Below are 16,816 nucleotides of genomic sequence, written 5' to 3' on the forward strand. Positions count from 1 at the left end.
AATAATGAAAGAGCTTCACGAGGATATACGCCTTGAAGCTGTTCAGAAATCTAAACGTATTTGTATCCTAACGGAGGATATGTTTGGTCCAATAAAAAATGGTGGTATTGGAACGGCTTACTTTCATTTGGCTATTTTTCTGCAGAGATCTGGTCACAAAGTCACCATCTGTTTCGTTAATGGTTTAGCAAAAAATCCTGTAAAAATGAAAATCACAAAAAAATTTTTTGCAAAACTCAATGTTGAATTTCATGGTGTTGCACCGCAAGCGCTAGCCAAAACGACAATGGCTCGTACTATGGCAATGCCCTATGCAGCCTATGAATGGCTCAAGCGAAATGATCGCTTTGATATTGTCCATGTTTCAGAATGGCGTGGAATGGGTTATATAGCGTTACTTGCCAAGAGTCTTGGTATTGCATTCCAAGATATACATTTTGCTGTTAAAGGTTCTTCCCCAACACTCTGGTCTGCTGAAGGTAATCAACAATTCCTTAAAGAGGAACGGCAATTGGGGTGGGTATTTATGGAGCGCAGAAGTGCCGAGATGGCAGATACTCTGATCTGTGGAAGTCAGCATTTAGTCTGCTGGATGGAAAATAATAAATACCGCCTGCCTGAGCGCAGCTACTATTGGCCAAATGTATTTTTGGATGATCTATTACCTGATAATGAAGCCATAAAAAATAGTAATTTAGAGACAAAAGAATGGGTGTTTTTTGGGCGGCTTGAGCCTCGCAAGGGGGTCATTCTTTTTGTGAATGCATTAAACACTCTTGCTAAAAGAGGGGTTAGATTACCATCGATTACTTTTTTGGGAGGACACTCTTATCGATTTGATGCGCGAAAATTCATAGAGGAAAACCAGAAGCATTGGAGTACAGAAGTCTCATTTATAAGTGATTGTAATGCTATACAGGCTGTAGAGTATTTGAGTGGAGAAGGACGTTTGGCTGTGATCCCAGCTTTGTTAGAGAATTCCCCGATTTCTGTCTACGAATGCCTTGCAACTAAAGTACCATTTATTGCTGCTGATACTGGTGGTACTCGAGAGTTACTTGATGACGAAAATGGAAAAAAAATCCTCTTCAAGCCAAATCATATTGCTTTAGCGAGAAAGTTAGAATTACATGCAAAGAGACTGCCTGCGCCGGGTATAAAACACCATAGGCTTAAGAAGTCGTTAGATGTATGGAATAAATGGCATGGCCAAGAGCATTCAATTATTAAAAATGCCCGATCTTCCAATAGACATGATCCCTTAGTTTCTATATGCGTAACTCATTTTGAGCGTCCAGACTTTCTCTATCAAGCGTTAAAAAGTATTGAAGATCAGACTTATAAGAACATAGAAGTTATTGTGGTTGATGATGGTAGCCATTCACAAGAAGCGCTACACGCGCTGGATATTTTAGAAAGTCACTATCAGAAGAATGGCTGGCAGTTTGTATACCAGGAAAATCGATATGTAGGGGCTGCTAGAAATACTGCAGCACAAAATGCAAGCGGAGATTATCTACTTTTTTTGACGATGACAATGTCATGATGCCGGAAATGGTAGATAAGTTGGTTTGCGCGGCAACTTTTGCAGATATTGATTGCCTGACTTGTAGCTCTATCCGATTCAGCGGCAAGGGGGCACCTAATACTCCAGAAGGTAAGCTCGGAACTCAAATTCGTTTTATGGGACCAGCTAGAGCTTGGGCAACGAAAGTAAATATAGTCGGTGATGCGACGTGTCTGATAAAAGCTACTAAGTTTAGAGATCACGGAGGTTATACAGAGAGATATAGAACAGGTAAAGATGATATTGAATTCTATAGCAAGCTAATTTTAGCAAAGGAAAATGTATCCTATTATCCTGATCCTTTATATTACTATCGCACCGGTGACAACTCTATGAAATCCAGAAATCACCTTCAAGAAGAAGGAGATTTCAGGCAAATAAGTCCTTACCTTGAAGGGCTCGACTCGGAAGAGAAAAGCCTCCTACTACTAAGAAAACAGCAAAAAGATGCCAAAAAAAATAAAGGGGGAAAATATAAGCCAGGGTTTTTAAAGCGAACGATTCGAAAGCTGCGTAAATTCGCTAGGGTGAAAGTTTGAAAGTAGTTAAGTACATTGAAAGTGCTAGTGAAACACGCTTCCCCCTTATTTGTATCTTCCGTGATGAATTGGATATTCTCCCGGCTTTTCTCGACCACTACCGGTCTTTAGGTGTGACATGTTTCCACCTGGTGGATACGGGAAGTAGCGATAACTCGGTAAGCTATCTACTGAAGCAGAATGATGTCCAGCTATACGAAGTTGATTGTGGCTACCCCCAGGCAAACGCAGGTGTAGATTGGGTTAACAGAGTTGCCCGGAACTATTGCCAGGGAAAATGGACTCTTGTGGTTGATGCTGATGAGTTTCTCTGGTTACCTGAAATTTCAGGAAAAACTTCCCTGAAAGTTATAACTCAGCTTATGCAGGGTGAATTAGCTTTTGCTCTATATACTCCACTAATAGATTTCTTTAGCGACAACCTTCAAGGGAATACATATGACATAAGAAACCTTTCCGAGTTAATGGAATCAACGCCTAACTATGTATCTTATAAAAGCTTTAAGAAAAAAAGCATATTAGCTTTTCCTTTTTTTGAAATTCGCTCCAAAGCCAGAGCGCAAATATCTGGTATTTCTGATTACTTTGTTAAATCCTATAAAATTCCGCTGGTTTATTGGCGGACGGGTTTTCAATATTTACGTTCAACCCACTCATGTACGCCGGTTCCTCTCAGTAAAAATTGCGCTCATCTTCTCCATTTCAAATTCCGGTCCGGCTTTCAGCAAAGGCTTAGTCGGGAATTGCAGAACCCTGACCGGATGAATGCTGATGTATATCGCATTTCCAAGGCCATCATTAAAAATCAGATAACTATCCCTCAATACACATCGGATCTGCGCAAGATAGATGGATTCGGGGAAAGCGATTGGCTAACAAAGATGGATTTTGATATTGATTGGCAGAATGAAAATAAGTCCAAAAGCCACTATTTCGAACTGCTCACACAGCAAAAGGTAGCCTCGGAGAGCTTTCTCGCCGATAACTTAAACCGTATAACCAAGTCTTTTAGTTGGCGACTGAGCCGGCCTTTACGCAGATTTCTGTTTCATCGGGGCATATTGCGACACGATCACTATCCAGAAAGGCTCGACCAGGATCATCCATTAGTGGATCAGACGATTGCCATCTATGAGTCATTTTGGTGGCTGGTTACGGGAATCTTTAGGCTGCCTGTCGCAATCTATCGCGCCATTCTCTGGCATAAGCTGGGAGGACGTCGCCGGACTAGGTAGGGCTTTATACAAAAAAGGCCGGGGAGGTTTTTCCCCGGCCTTTTGTTTGCATCTCAGTTTGTGCCTGAGGTTAGTGTACCCAGTGGTGGCGTTCCATCTTCTCCTGTACCGCTTCTGCCGTAGGAGCGGGCATAGCGCTGATAGGCAGGCGTTCGTGGAAGAATGCCAAGCGTTCGCCAGCCCCTACTTCGTTCATGGTTTCCGCCTCAAACACACGGCCATTAATTACCGTGTAGGTAATGTTCTCTGACAGGCGCAGGTTATCCAAGGGGTTGCCGTCAACCACGATCAGGTCAGCCAGCTTACCAGCCTCAATGCTGCCGATATCACCGTCCATACCCAAGTAGCGGGCACCATCGATGGTACCGGCGCGGAAGGCTTCCCAGGGAGTAAAGCCGCCCTGCTCCATCATCCACATTTCCCAGTGGGCTCCAAGCCCTTCGCGCTGGCCGTGGGCGCCGATATGTACGGTGACACCTTCGTCGCGCAGCTGCTTGGCCTGACGGGCCACATTAAAGTGGTTGTAGTGGGCATCCGGCGCAGTGGGGCGACGGATAGAGCGGGGGTTAACGATAAAATCGGGGGTAAAGCGGGTCAGGCGCTCGTTCTTCCATACCTCAGTGCGGTCATACCAGTACTCCTCACCCCAGAGACCGCCGTAAGCCACGACAAAGGTCGGTGTATAACCCACTTGGGTTTGGCTCCACAGCTGCTCCACATCGCCGTAGACATTGGCGATCGGCAGTGAGTGCTCGATACCGGTGTGCCCATCCACAATCATGTTCATATTGTGCTGGTACTTACCGCCGCCCTCGGGCACTACCATAATGCCGGCTTCGCGGGCTGCCTGCAGCACTTGCTGGCGCTGGTCGCGGCGGGGCTGGTTGTAGCTCTTCACTGAGATGGCGCCCATTTCCTTGAGGCGGTTCACGTGGAACTGAGCGTCCTCCAGGGAGTTGATCTTGGCTTTGTAGCCTGGACCCTTGGCGCCATAGAGGATGGTGCCGGTGGAGAAAATACGCGGCCCAGTGATCAGGCCGGCCTTTTGCATTTCAGCGGCGGAGAAGATCTCGCTGCTGTCATTGGAGGGGTCGTGAATGGTAGTCACGCCAAATGCTAGGCTGGAGAACAGGTTCCAGTTCTGCTGCGGGATAATTTCTTCGCGACCCTGAGCACCGTGGGCATGAGCGTCAATAAGCCCCGGTAAAACGGTTTTGCCGGTGATATCGATACGCTTCGCTTCGGTGGGAATCTCCACTTCCGCTGCGGGTCCCACGGCAACAATGCGGTTGCCCCGGAACAGAACCACACCATTGTCGATAATTTCACGGGTGTTTTCCGCATCACGCATAGTGACAACCTTGCCGCCTGTGAGGGCAACGAGACCTGCGCGATTGTCGAAGGACTGCTCAAAGCTCAGGTCGATGCCTTCAGAAACTGGCTCTGGCAGTTCCTCCGGAGCGCCGGCGACAAATTCGAAGGCGTCCTTCAGTTCACGCTCGAACAGTTTGGGGCCGTGTGCCCAGCCCAAAGTGTTGCTATCGGCAGACCAATGCAGGTTTTCACCGGCGCGCTTGGATACCTGGGTGACTTTGACTGCTTTGCTATCGGGGCCGATAACCTCGGATTTGCCGGTATGCATAAAGGGCGCGACAAAGGCTTTGAAGTCCTGGGTGAAGGCAACCCACTTGCCGTCCGGAGACAGGCGGAAGGAAGTAATCTCAGCGCCGTGCAGGTGCTCGCGCTCATCCTTGCCTTCCAGGTTGGTGCTCTTCAGCACGCGCTTGCCGCCGTCAGCGTTTTGGTACTCGGAGAAGTAGATACGATCTTCGCTGGCGCCGAAATGAGGCTCATAGCCGGACTTCACGACCCGGCGCTGCCAGTCGCCGTCGGCGTCTGCCAGGTAAATGCCCGGTTCCAGGGAGTACTCAGGGCTGAGCAGATAGCCACCGGTAAAGCGACGGTAGGCCACTGCGTCACCGCTTGGAGAAAAGCTTGGTTCAACGTACAGGCCCGGCTGCTTGGTGATGTTTTTACCGCGACCGTTGCGAGTGGAAACTACCCTCACATGACCCAGGTTTTGGTCATCCCAAGAGACATAGGTGATCTCGCGACCATCGCGGGACCAGCTGGGATAGAACTCAAAGTGGTCGTCCTGGCGGGTCAGACGACGGCGCTCACCACTGGCGACATCCTGAATATAAATCTTGCCCAATGCCTGGAAAGCGACCTGCTTGCCGTTGGGGGATTTCTGCGCCCAGCGAATCATCTTCACATCGAAGGTTTCCGGCGCTACGTCTACCGGGAAGCGCACCGCATCCGCTACCTGTTTCTCAACTTTCACATGGGCCGCAATCGGTGCGACGCTGTCGCCGTTGATGGAGATGCGCAGGAATTTACCGCCAGTCCAAACGACCAATGACTCACCATCGGGCATCCAGTCGTATTGAACGTAGTTGCCATGGGGGCCAAAGATTTCCTGCAGGTCGCGTTCGAGGCCGGAGTAAACCGGTGTTTCCAGTCCTGTGTCCAAATCTTTCAGGAACAGGGAGGTCTGGTTGTCCTGGCGGCGAATAAAGGCCAGTTTACTGCCATCTGGGGATGGTACAGGTGCCACTGCGCCACCGGGACCGGAGATAAAGGTCTCCTCTTCACCATCCTGGAGGTCATAGCGGTTGATGGCAAAAATTTCCTGGGTGGAGTTTTTGTTGTACTTCCACACGGTGCCGGGGGTGGTATCGATGGAGTAATAGACATAGCGTCCATCTGGGGAGAAGGCCGGATCGGCAATATTTTTCTGGGCGATATCGCCACCGATACGCTCTTTCAGTTGGCGACCTTCACCCCCACCGTAGTGGTACATCCAGATTTCACCGGCGGGAATACTGCGGCCAGACATAAAGCCTTTACGCGCTACCAGGTACTGGCCATCGGGGCTCCAGTTAGGTGAGTGCAGCAAGTTTTCCTTCTCTGTCGTGAGCTGGCGAAGATTGTCGCCATTGCGATCCATCAACCAGATGTTGTCGGCGCCGTCACGGTCGCTGATAAACACGATGGTCTTGCCATCCGGGCTGAAGCGCGGCTGCATATTCCAGGCGATTTCATTGGTCAGGGTTACCGCCTCGCCGCCTGCTACCGGCACTGTGTAGATATCGCCGAGCATATCGAACAGGATGGTTTTGCCATCTGGGCTGATATCCAGGTTGCTCCAGGTGGTCTCGCGGGTGTCCAACTGGATCGGTTTGAATTCGTAGGGTGGCTTGTTGATATCCCAGGATTGGGCTTCCGCCTTTTCTACTTCCTTGTCTTTGGTAGCTTCGAGAGCGCTTTCGGCTTCTGCCACAGCACCCATCGGCAGGGTCAGTGCCAGGACAGCCAGAGCCAACAAATGGCGGCGCGGCTTGTTCTGCTTGGTGGTGTTCATTGAAATATCCCTCCGCCCGATTCTGTGTTTGGCGGCTATATTTGTTTTGTTGGGTTGAGTAACCGGTTGATTTCACAGGGGGTAAATTACCGGGATCAAAGCGGCGCAGCAATCTTAATGCGTTGAATACCAGGGCCCCGGGGCGAACTGTTGTTCACTTGAGTAAACCGGGTCTAGTGGCCACAATGCACTCAAATCTTGTAGACGATTGGAATATCGACCCGTTATGACTATCGATGTTGTGATTTTGGCCGCCGGAAAAGGCACCCGCATGCACTCTGACCTGCCTAAAGTGCTGCATCCTATTGGCGGTATTCCCATGCTTGAGCGGGTAATTGATACCGCCATGTTGTTGGGAGAGGTACAGATTACCGTGGTAATCGGGCATGGCGCAGACCTGATACGTGACCGCTTTGCTGATCGTGGTGTCAGGTTTGTGGAGCAGGAACAGCAATTGGGTACCGGGCATGCCGTGGCCCAGGCGGTGCCCTATTTCCGCGAGGGAGCCACCGTTTTGGTGCTCTATGGCGATGTGCCTCTGGTCAGGGCCGGCAGTTTGCAATCACTGCTATCGGCAGCGGATCACGGACCCGCCCTGCTGTCAGTTGAAATGGCCAATCCCGCCGGTTACGGGCGCATTGTGAGGGATAACAGCGGCTGTGTGCAGTCGATCGTAGAGGAAAAGGATGCCGATGCGGACACCCTGGCTATCCGTGAGGTCAATACCGGCATTTTGGCGACTCCTGGAGCTCTGTTGGCTCGCTGGTTACCGGAGTTGTCCTGTGATAATGCTCAAGGTGAATACTACCTGACCGATATTATCGGTCGTTCGGTCAGTGAGGGGATTCCTGTAACGGGCGTAATTGCCAGTGATCCACTGGAAGTGGCGGGAGTAAATAGCCGTGCGCAGCAGGCGCAGATGGAGCGCGCTTTGCAGCATAACCATGCGACCAGCCTTATGAATGCGGGGGTGACTTTATTGGACCCCATGCGTATAGATGTTCGCGGCAGCCTGGAGTGCGATACCGATGTCTCTATCGATATCAACTGCATTTTCGAAGGGACAGTTTCACTGGGTAAGGGGGTACAAATTGGACCCAATTGCCTGCTAAAAAACTGTCGCCTGGCAGATGGCACCAAAGTAGAGGCCAATTCCATCATCGAAGGCGCTGAGATTGGTGAGGCTTGCACTATCGGTCCCTTTGCACGTTTGCGTCCGGGCACAGAGCTGGCCACCGGTGCCAAGGTCGGTAACTTTGTCGAAACCAAAAAAGCCAAAATTGGTGAGGGCAGTAAGGTTAATCATCTCTCTTATGTCGGTGATGCCCTGGTGGGCGAAGCGGTCAATATCGGTGCTGGCACCATTACCTGTAATTACGACGGTGTGAACAAGTCCCTAACCGAGATCGGCGATAAAGCCTTCATTGGCTCTAACACGGCTCTGGTGGCCCCGGTAACTGTGGGCGCCGGAGCCACAGTGGGTGCTGGCTCCACCATTACCCAGGCTGTGGGGAGCAAAGAGTTGGCGGTAGCACGCAGCAAGCAGCGCAATATTACCGGCTGGCAGCGCCCTTCCAAAAAAGCTAAATAACCCTTACCGTAATTGGGTTGCCCCTCGGAAACTGTAATTCCGGCGGGCCTTCCCTCTCTACGCCTGTTGATAGCCACCCTATCCATTAAACTTGCGCTTCGGGAACAAAAGGAATGGCCCGATGCACAAGCCCAGATTACAGCTGCTTGCCAGTTTTGATATTGCCTCGCTGCAATATTTGGATGAACAGGGACAGACGACCCAAGCCCTACCGGAATTTGCCACCCCGGATACCCTGATTGCTTACTACCGCCAGATGACGCTGGCTCGTATGGTGGATGATCGCGCGGTAAAAATGCAGCGTACCGGTCAACTTGGCACCTATCCCTCCAGCCTCGGCCAGGAAGCTATTGGTGTTGGTCTCGCAGCCGCCATGGCCAAAGAGGATATCTACTGCCCCAATTACCGGGAGACAGGCGCTCTTCTGGAGCGGGGCGTCACTATTGAGGAGATCTACGCAATCTGGGGGGGCGATGAACGGGGGCAGAACTTTCGCCATAGCCGCGAAGATTTGCCCTTGAGTGTGCCTATAGCCACCCAGATGTTGCACGGTGCCGGTGTAGCCTTTGCCCTGAAATATAAACATGAGCATTTCGGTGAACCCATGCGCGTCGCTGTTTCGACCGGCGGCGATGGATCTACTTCGCGGGGAGACTTTTACGAGGCGATAAACCTGGCTGGGGATTGGCACCTGCCTTTAGTGATAGTGATCAACAACAATCAATGGGCCATTTCCCTACCGCGAGATGAGCAAACTGCCTGTAAGACTCTGGCACAGAAGGCTATTGCCGCCGGAATACCCGGCTTGCAGGTAGACGGCAACGATGTGATTGCCGTTCGTGAGGCGGTGGGTGATGCCGTGGAGCGGGCGCGCAGTGGTGCTGGCCCAGCTCTGATCGAGGCGATCAGCTATCGCCTGTGTGACCACACCACCGCCGATGATGCCAGTCGCTACCAGCCCAAAAAAGATGTCAGTGAAGCCTGGTCCCGAGAGCCTCTGCAGCGCCTGCGATCCTACCTGGAAAACTGCGGTGCCTGGGATGATGCGCAGGAAGAAGAGCTGCAACGGGAGCTGACCCAGAAGCTGGAGAGAGCGGTCCACATCTACCGGGAAACCCCCAGAGATGCCGCCACAGCAATATTCGACCACCTCTATGCAAAGTTGCCGGAGCCTTTTCTGGAGCAGTATCAACAGTTGCAGGGAGATAGCTAATGGCTGAGATAACTTTGGTCGAGGCTGTCACCCAGGCTCTGGCTTACGAGATGCAAGCAGACCCGATGGTGGTTCTATTTGGTGAAGATGTTGGTCTGAACGGTGGCGTATTCCGCTCTACCGAGGGGTTGCAGGCCAGGTTTGGCCGGGACCGGGTGATGGATACCCCCCTGGCCGAGACCATGATTGCCGGAATGGCTGTCGGTATGGCGGTGCAGGGCCTGCGACCGGTGGCTGAATTCCAGTTTATGGGTTTTATCTATCCCGGTCTCGATCAGATCCTTAGCCACGCCTCGCGCTATCGCAATCGCACCCGCGGCCGTCTCTCCTGTCCGATTGTCTACCGGGCCCCCTATGGAGGTGGAATCCATGCACCGGAGCATCACTCCGAGAGCACCGAGGCCCTGTTCGCCCATATTCCAGGTCTGCGCCTGGTGGTGCCCTCCTCTCCTGCACGGGCTTACGGTTTACTATTGGCGGCAATTAGAGACCCGGACCCGGTAATTTTCCTGGAACCCAAACGTATTTACCGAGCCGTTCGCCAGGAAGTACCCGACACTGGCGAGGCTCTGCCACTGGATCGCGCCTTTGTGTTGCGGGAGGGCCGTGATATTACGCTTGTCGCTTGGGGCGCCTCCCTCAAAGAGACCCTGCAAGCCGCAGAGCAGCTCGCAGAGGAAGGGGTAGAGGCTGAGGTTATCGACCCGGCCACCCTAAAACCCCTGGATATCCACACGGTAATAGACTCCCTGGAGAAAACCGGGTGCTGTGTCGTTGTGCACGAGGCGGCCAGGTTTTGTGGCCTGGGTGCCGAGGTGATCGCACAGATAAATGAGTATGCCTTCGATCTTTTAAAGGCACCGGTACAGCGGGTGACCGGTTTCGATACGGTGATGCCCTACTATCAACTGGAGGATGAGTATCTACCCGGAGTGCCGCGTATTTTGTCGGCCGTAAAGGAAGTGCTGGACTACGCCAACGGAGGGCCACAATGAAGACTTTTACCCTTCCGGATCTCGGCGAAGGTCTGCCGGATGCGGTAGTGCGGGAGTGGCATGTCAAAGAGGGAGACACCATAGCCGCCCATGAAACTCTGGTGACAGTGGAAACCGCTAAGGCCTTGGTGGAAGTGCCGGCTCCTTGGGGCGGCACTATTGAGAAGCTATTTGCGGCAGTGGATGAGACTGTGAATGTTGGCGATCCCCTGGTGGGATTTATGGCCGAGGGAGAAGTCGCAGTTGAAAGCCCGCCCACTAAAGCTGAAGAATCGGAACAAGAGACTAGTCCTCGGGCCGACAGCGGCACGGTGGTGGGAAAAATAGAGCAAGGGCAAGGTGTGTTGGGGGCTGAGCGGGGGCCGGAGGTGGGCTTGAAGCGACTGGCTACCCCGAGAGTACGGGCCCTGGCCAGGCGTTTGGGGGTAGATTTACAGTCAATATCACCAGCGGGTGCACTGGTAACGGAAGCTCAGGTACTTACTACGGCGGGGCCGGGAACAAAGGCCAAAACTGTGGCGAAGGGGCAGCATCCATCACCTGCCCGCGCTTCTGCCGAACAAACTACAGCCGTTGCCCCTCAATTCGATTATAAGTCTGAAGTCATGACGCCTGCACGTCGCGCAATGGGTTTGTCCATGAGCCGAGCGCGGGATGAAGTAAAGCAGATAACGCTGTGTGACGATGCGGATATTTCCAACTGGTGGGGTAGTGCTCCGGCGCTGCTGCGATTGATTCGTGCAGTACAGGAAGCTTGTGAGGCGGAACCTACCCTCAATGCCCTGTATCAGGCTGAGAAGCTGGCGCCGCAAGGCAGTATCAATATTGGCTTGGCAGTGGACTCTCCACGAGGGCTCTATGTGCCGGTACTCAGGGATGTCGCCCAGCGTACTGATGAAGATCTGCTCCAGCAGGTGGCGGACTTTAAACACCAGGCCCGCGAGACCGGGATCGCCCAGCGAGACCTTCAGGGGGCAAGCATACTTCTCTCCAACTTCGGCTCCATAGCCGGTCGTTATGCCACTCCGGTAGTCATGCCGCCCACTGTTGCCATTGTCGGTGCCGGGCGGGTGTGCCAGGGAGTTGTGGTGGTCAATCGATGGCCGGCACTTCGCCCCCTACTCCCTCTCTCTATCAGTGCCGATCACCGGGCCGTTACCGGTGGAGAGTTGGCGCGCTTTCTTCAGGCAATGTTGGAAACTTTGTCCCTCTAACAGCCTGGTGAGTCCTATACCGGTATCTAATCAGTTGAGTAATGGTTATTGATAAAAGTTGTGGGAACTTTAGTTTCGTTTTGCTATCTTTAAGTTTCGAAACGAAACTTGTATGCCTATGTCCAAACGTAACACCCAACAGCGCCGCCACGGCATTCTCCACTTGCTAAATGAAGTAGGAGAGACCAGTGTCGAGCAATTGGCGCGGCAGTTCGGAACTTCGGAAGTTACGATTCGAAAGGATCTGACGGCAATGGAAAATCACGGCTTGTTGCTGCGTCGCCACGGTGGTGCTATCCCTGTGCCGAGGGAGTTGGTCAATGAAGAAGGGCCCTCAGGGAGCAAGCGGGCCATTGGTCGAGCCGCTGCTGAACTGATACCGGATCACCACCGGATTGTGATCGATTACGGTCGCACCACGGCGGCAATGATTCCTGAGCTTGAAAGCAAGCGTGGCCTTGTGGTGATGACCAACTCGCTGCATGTGGCCAATGCACTGCGCGAACTTGAAAACGAACCGACGCTGTTGATGACCGGAGGCACCTGGGACCCACACTTTGAGGCCTTCCAGGGGCAGGTTGCAGAACAGGTACTGAGGGGATACGACTTCGATCGCGCTTTTATTGGTGCCGATGGAATCGATTTGCAACGCGGTACCTGTACTTTTAATGAACAAATTGGCCTCTCCCGCGTAATGGCGGAAGTTGCGCGGGAAGTGGTTGTACTGGCGGAGTCCAGTAAAGTGGGGAAGCGGATTCCCAATCTGGAATTGTCCTGGGAGCAGGTCGATATCCTGGTAACTGATGATGGCCTGGCGGATGCCGTGGGCCAAAAACTGGAGCAGCTGGGTATCCAGCTCATTTGTGCCGCTGAAGACAGGAGCAGAGGCGCTCAGCCTGAAATGTTAATGGGCGGCGAGACTCCCAGGTTAATGAGGAAATAATTATGTGCGGAATCGTAGGTGCGCTGGCACAGCGCAATGTGACGGGGATTCTTCTGGAAGGGCTGCGCCGCTTGGAGTATCGCGGTTACGACTCAGCCGGAGTCTGCTTAAGCAGTGGAGATGGCCAGCTGCAATTGCGCAAAAGCCTGGGCAAGGTCGCAGATTTGGAAGCCAAATTAAGTGAGGAGAGCGCCGAGGGTCATATTGGCATTGCCCATACCCGTTGGGCTACCCACGGTGTTCCCTCCGATGAAAATGCCCATCCCCATCTGTCTGGCCATATCGCTCTGGTTCACAACGGCATTATCGAAAACCATCAGGAATTGCGTTCAGAGCTTCAGGGAAAAGGCTATGAGTTTGAGTCTGAAACCGATACTGAAGTTGTGGTTCACCTTATTCACTCATTAAGTTCTGAGGGCCGCAGCCTGGTCGACTCTGTGACTGAAGCCACGCATATTCTGGAAGGTGCTTACGCCCTCGCGGTTGTTAGTCATGAAGAGCCAGAAGTTTTGGCCTGTGCCCGCTCTGGTAGTCCCCTGGTCCTGGGGGTGGGTATTGAAGAGAACTTTATTGCCTCTGACCCTATGGCCCTGCGCCAGGTGACTGATCGCTTTATATTCCTCGAAGAGGGCGATGTGGCGGAAGTGCGTCGCGGTGGCATCGCAGTTCGAGACAAGTTGGGAGAGGAAGTCAGTCGCCCGGTGCACAAGTTGACCGGCGGTCATGAAGCTACCGATAAAGGGCGCTACCGCCACTTTATGCAGAAAGAGATTTTCGAGCAGCCCCAGGTGGTCGCAGCCACTCTGGCGGGCCGTATCGGTGAGCGCTCAGTGTTGGCCCAGGCCCTTGGTGCCCGCGCCCAGGAGATTTTGCCCAAGGTGGAGCAGGTACAGATAGTGGCCTGTGGCACCAGTTACCATGCGGGTATGGTAGCCCGCTATTGGCTGGAGGACTGGGCCGGTATTCCCTGCTCGGTGGAGGTGGCCAGTGAACTGCGCTACCGCAAGAAAGTGGTGCGCCCGGGAACCCTGTTTGTGAGTATTTCCCAATCCGGAGAAACGGCTGATACCCTCGCCGCCCTGCGCCAGGGCAAGGACCTGGGCTACCTGGCCTCCATGACCATCTGCAATGTGCCCAACAGCTCATTGGTGCGAGAGTCTGAGCTATCGCTAATGACCGAGGCGGGCCCTGAGATTGGTGTGGCCTCAACCAAAGCCTTTACGACCCAATTGGTAGCCTTACAACTTTTCTGTATCGCCCTCGCCAAGGTCAATGGACTGTCGGCGGAGCGTGAAGCCGAACTGGTCAGCGCCTTGCACCAGTTACCTGAGCTAATGGAGAGTTTTACCGGTCTGGATAAGGTGGTTAAAAACACCAGCAAGGCCTTTGCAGAGAAGAACCACGCGCTTTTCTTGGGGCGTGGTGTCGAATTCCCCATTGCTCTGGAGGGCGCTCTAAAGCTGAAGGAAATTTCCTATATCCACGCGGAGGCCTATCCCGCCGGCGAATTGAAGCACGGCCCCCTGGCACTGGTGGACGGCGATATGCCCGTGGTTGTGGTTGCCCCCAATGATGAGCTGCTGGAAAAACTCAAATCCAATTTGCAGGAAGTGCGTGCACGGGGTGGGCAACTGTTTGTTTTCGCCAGCCCCAAGGCCGGATTTACCAGTGAAGAAGGTGTTACCGTGGTGGAAGTTCCAGATTCCCCAGAGAGTCTGGCGCCGATTCTCTACACCGTGCCGCTGCAGCTATTGAGTTACCATGTGGCGTTGCTAAAAGGTACGGATGTGGATCAACCCAGAAACCTGGCTAAATCAGTCACGGTTGAATAACCGTTCACCTGCCGCAAAAGGTTTATGCACAAGCGAGTAAAGCTGTGTGAATTTACTACTTCTGATAGCGTCACCCTGCGCTATCTAGAGGCCGGCAGCGGCCCCATATTATTGATGCTACACGGCTGGTCCCAGGGGGCGGTGTTGTATAAACATCAGCTCGCTGGGCTCAGCGATCAGTTTCGTGTGATCGCGCTGGATATGCGTGGTCATGGTCAGTCTGACAAGCCCAATCATGGCTATCGAATTTCCCGCCTCGCCAAGGACTTGCAAGAGCTGATCTCAAGTCTGCAACAGGAACCCCTTCATTTACTCGGCCACTCTGCCGGCTGCTCGGTGATATGGAGCTACCTGGAAATGTTTGGTGGGGATAGGGTCAGTGCACTAGTGCTAATCGATGAACCCCCCTGTCTACTGGCAGATCCCGCCTGGAATGAAGCGGAGCGATTGGCAGCTGGAGGCATACTGACCCCGGAGAGCCTCTTCCAGTTTGTGGATAACTTGGTTGGAAAAAAAGGTGTTGAGGCCACCCGCCAAATTCTTATGTCTATGGTCACGCCTTTAATGGGGAAAACCCAACGGGATGAGCTGGTTGCGGTTAATCTGCAGTGTCCCCGTCGCTGGGCTGCAAAGCTTTTTGTGGATAACGTAACAAAGGACTGGCGGGATTTTATCCCCAGGATTGATAAGCCAACGCTAGTGGCTTTCGGTCGTGCCAGTCCACACCCAATAGAGTGCCAGCAGTGGATTCACCAGCAAATTGTGGGTTCCAGGCTTGAGATCTTTGATGTGGCGGAAGGAGGAAGCCATTTCCCGTTTCTGGAAGCGCCACACAGATTTAATGCCCTGGTGAGTAAATTCCTTCTCAAGTTTTCCACAGATAGCCATTTCCCCTCGCCCTAGCTCAGCTTTGTGGATAACTGTGGATAGAGTTATCCATAGTTACTGGAATTTAAAAAATAATTGAAACAGCTTCTGCAAGAAGGCAGTTTCTCCTGTGGATATTCCTTTTTAAGATACCTTCACACCCGTTACCCCATTGGAAAAGGATAAAACTGATGATGAAGGCCGTCGGTTATCAACAGTCTCTGCCAAGCAGTGATAAAGAAGCGCTACAGGATATAAGCCTCCCCATACCGCAAGTCTCCGGCCGGGATCTGCTGGTAGAAGTACAGGCCGTTTCAGTTAACCCGGTAGATACTAAGGTGAGGCAGCGGGCCAGCCCGGATAGCGGTCAGTGGAAAGTACTTGGCTGGGATGCTGTGGGCATAGTGAAAGCGGTAGGCCCGGAAGCGGGACTCTTTAAGGTTGGCGATCGGGTTTGGTATGCGGGCGATATCTCCCGTTCGGGCAGCAATGCCCAGTACCAGCTGGTGGATGAGAGAATCGTTGGTACTGCCCCCAAGACGGTTGGCTGTGCCGAGGCGGCGGCGCTGCCTCTCACTGCGATTACTGCTTGGGAAATGCTATTTGACCGCCTGCAAGTTGCGATGGGTAAAGGGGCAAACAACAAGTCACTGCTGATCATTGGTGCCGCTGGTGGCGTGGGTTCGATCATGGTCCAGTTGGCCCGTCGTCTGACCAATTTGACTGTGATAGGTACTGCCTCCCGCCCCGAAACCAAAAGCTGGCTTGAAGAGCTTGGAAGCCACCATGTGATCAATCATCGTGAGTCTCTTAGCGAGCAGTTAAGCCGCGAGGGCATCGATGGCGTTGACTATGTTGTTAGCCTCACCAATACCGAAGACCACTTGGCGGAAATTATCAAAAGTATCAGACCTCAAGGGAAGTTTGGTTTGATTGACGACCCCGCCTCCTTGGATGTTATGGTACTGAAGCAGAAGAGTGTGTCTCTGCACTGGGAGTTTATGTTTACTCGCGCGCTGTTTTCTACCGAGGATATGGTTGCCCAGCATGTTCTGTTGAATGAACTTGCGGAATTAATTGACCTGGGATTAATTAAAACCACTATGGGGCAGAATTTTGGGAAAATAAACGCAAATAATCTTTTAAAAGCACATCAGCTTATCGAAACCCAGGCTGTAAAAGGAAAAATAGTCCTGGAAGGTTTTTGATAGAGTAAACTCTCTCCTACTCAGAGTCATATCTATGACACCTGGGTGGGAATTTACTTTGAGTAAGCAGTCCTAATTCTTCGATAAAAAAACTAAGTGCAAGATACTTACTTTTCATTATTTGGCAGTAAATTTTTGCTTATATTTCTACCGGGCAAAAATAAACTGATAGAAAAGACATCAAAGTC

Annotated in this window: 12 protein-coding genes; 11 read left to right on the top strand and 1 reads right to left on the bottom strand. The window is 52.3% G+C overall.

Going from position 1 to position 16,816, the window contains the following annotated elements; translation table 11 throughout:
* Positions 1 to 4 precede the first annotated feature (4 nt).
* The 3 genes from P0078_RS14095 to P0078_RS14105 all read left to right on the top strand — a co-directional run bounded on the left by P0078_RS14095 (position 5) and on the right by P0078_RS14105 (position 3,341).
* Entirely contained in the window at positions 5 to 1,546 is a 1,542-nt protein-coding gene (locus P0078_RS14095; RefSeq protein ID WP_282930584.1) for a glycosyltransferase, read from the top strand.
* Positions 1,543 to 2,106, top strand: a complete 564-nt coding sequence (locus tag P0078_RS14100; RefSeq protein WP_282930585.1) for a hypothetical protein — start codon at positions 1,543 to 1,545, stop codon at positions 2,104 to 2,106. Before P0078_RS14095 ends, P0078_RS14100 begins: the two co-directional genes overlap by 4 nt.
* A 287-nt stretch (positions 2,107 to 2,393) precedes the next feature.
* Positions 2,394 to 3,341, top strand: coding sequence for a glycosyltransferase family 2 protein (locus tag P0078_RS14105; RefSeq protein ID WP_502867278.1), 948 nt, complete (start codon positions 2,394 to 2,396; stop codon positions 3,339 to 3,341).
* 70 nt (positions 3,342 to 3,411) lie between these two features.
* Here the strand turns inward: P0078_RS14105 and P0078_RS14110 are convergent, their stop codons facing one another.
* The gene (locus tag P0078_RS14110) at positions 3,412 to 6,765 is read right to left on the bottom strand and encodes an amidohydrolase family protein (protein ID WP_282930586.1); all 3,354 of its coding nucleotides are present in this window, start codon (positions 6,763 to 6,765) and stop codon (positions 3,412 to 3,414) included.
* Between the two features lie 226 nt (positions 6,766 to 6,991).
* On the opposite strand from P0078_RS14110, the gene glmU reads away from it, so the two are divergent.
* The 8 genes from glmU (at position 6,992) to P0078_RS14150 (ending at position 16,628) form a co-directional block, all read left to right on the top strand.
* Positions 6,992 to 8,356: a bifunctional UDP-N-acetylglucosamine diphosphorylase/glucosamine-1-phosphate N-acetyltransferase GlmU gene (gene glmU / locus P0078_RS14115; protein ID WP_282930587.1), complete on the top strand. Its 1,365-nt coding sequence runs from the start codon at positions 6,992 to 6,994 to the stop codon at positions 8,354 to 8,356.
* Positions 8,357 to 8,477: 121 nt separating this feature from the next.
* Complete coding sequence (gene pdhA / locus P0078_RS14120; RefSeq protein ID WP_282930588.1) at positions 8,478 to 9,569, top strand: pyruvate dehydrogenase (acetyl-transferring) E1 component subunit alpha; 1,092 nt, start codon at positions 8,478 to 8,480, stop codon at positions 9,567 to 9,569.
* On the top strand, positions 9,569 to 10,564 hold the full coding sequence (locus tag P0078_RS14125; RefSeq protein WP_282930589.1) for an alpha-ketoacid dehydrogenase subunit beta: 996 nt from the start codon (positions 9,569 to 9,571) through the stop codon (positions 10,562 to 10,564). The genes pdhA and P0078_RS14125 overlap by 1 nt, the downstream gene beginning before the upstream one ends.
* A complete protein-coding gene (locus P0078_RS14130; protein ID WP_282930590.1) occupies positions 10,561 to 11,778 on the top strand; it encodes a dihydrolipoamide acetyltransferase family protein in 1,218 nt (405 codons plus the stop codon). The genes P0078_RS14125 and P0078_RS14130 overlap by 4 nt, the downstream gene beginning before the upstream one ends.
* Before the next feature lie 118 nt (positions 11,779 to 11,896).
* On the top strand, positions 11,897 to 12,721 hold the full coding sequence (locus P0078_RS14135) for a DeoR/GlpR family DNA-binding transcription regulator (protein WP_282930591.1): 825 nt from the start codon (positions 11,897 to 11,899) through the stop codon (positions 12,719 to 12,721).
* A gap of 2 nt (positions 12,722 to 12,723) precedes the next feature.
* Positions 12,724 to 14,553: a glutamine--fructose-6-phosphate transaminase (isomerizing) gene (gene glmS / locus P0078_RS14140; protein WP_282930592.1), complete on the top strand. Its 1,830-nt coding sequence runs from the start codon at positions 12,724 to 12,726 to the stop codon at positions 14,551 to 14,553.
* 24 nt (positions 14,554 to 14,577) lie between these two features.
* The gene (locus P0078_RS14145) at positions 14,578 to 15,456 is read left to right on the top strand and encodes an alpha/beta fold hydrolase (protein ID WP_282930593.1); all 879 of its coding nucleotides are present in this window, start codon (positions 14,578 to 14,580) and stop codon (positions 15,454 to 15,456) included.
* Between the two features lie 155 nt (positions 15,457 to 15,611).
* Positions 15,612 to 16,628 (top strand): zinc-binding alcohol dehydrogenase family protein, encoded by a 1,017-nt coding sequence (locus P0078_RS14150; protein WP_502867279.1) that lies wholly within the window; start codon positions 15,612 to 15,614, stop codon positions 16,626 to 16,628.
* Positions 16,629 to 16,816: the final 188 nt, after the last annotated feature.

This window comes from Microbulbifer sp. VAAF005 (assembly GCF_030012985.1).
GTDB lineage: Bacteria > Pseudomonadota > Gammaproteobacteria > Pseudomonadales > Cellvibrionaceae > Microbulbifer.

Excerpts from the sequence above, each read along its gene's own strand:
- P0078_RS14095 (WP_282930584.1), top strand. The coding sequence starts at position 5 with ATGAAAGAGCTTCACGAGGATATACGCCTTGAAGCTGTTCAGAAATCT.
- P0078_RS14100 (WP_282930585.1), top strand. The coding sequence starts at position 1,543 with ATGATGCCGGAAATGGTAGATAAGTTGGTTTGCGCGGCAACTTTTGCA.
- P0078_RS14110 (WP_282930586.1), bottom strand. The coding sequence starts at position 6,765 with ATGAACACCACCAAGCAGAACAAGCCGCGCCGCCATTTGTTGGCTCTG.
- glmU (WP_282930587.1), top strand. The coding sequence starts at position 6,992 with ATGACTATCGATGTTGTGATTTTGGCCGCCGGAAAAGGCACCCGCATG.
- pdhA (WP_282930588.1), top strand. The coding sequence starts at position 8,478 with ATGCACAAGCCCAGATTACAGCTGCTTGCCAGTTTTGATATTGCCTCG.
- P0078_RS14125 (WP_282930589.1), top strand. The coding sequence starts at position 9,569 with ATGGCTGAGATAACTTTGGTCGAGGCTGTCACCCAGGCTCTGGCTTAC.
- P0078_RS14130 (WP_282930590.1), top strand. The coding sequence starts at position 10,561 with ATGAAGACTTTTACCCTTCCGGATCTCGGCGAAGGTCTGCCGGATGCG.
- P0078_RS14135 (WP_282930591.1), top strand. The coding sequence starts at position 11,897 with ATGTCCAAACGTAACACCCAACAGCGCCGCCACGGCATTCTCCACTTG.
- glmS (WP_282930592.1), top strand. The coding sequence starts at position 12,724 with ATGTGCGGAATCGTAGGTGCGCTGGCACAGCGCAATGTGACGGGGATT.
- P0078_RS14145 (WP_282930593.1), top strand. The coding sequence starts at position 14,578 with ATGCACAAGCGAGTAAAGCTGTGTGAATTTACTACTTCTGATAGCGTC.
- P0078_RS14150 (WP_502867279.1), top strand. The coding sequence starts at position 15,612 with ATGATGAAGGCCGTCGGTTATCAACAGTCTCTGCCAAGCAGTGATAAA.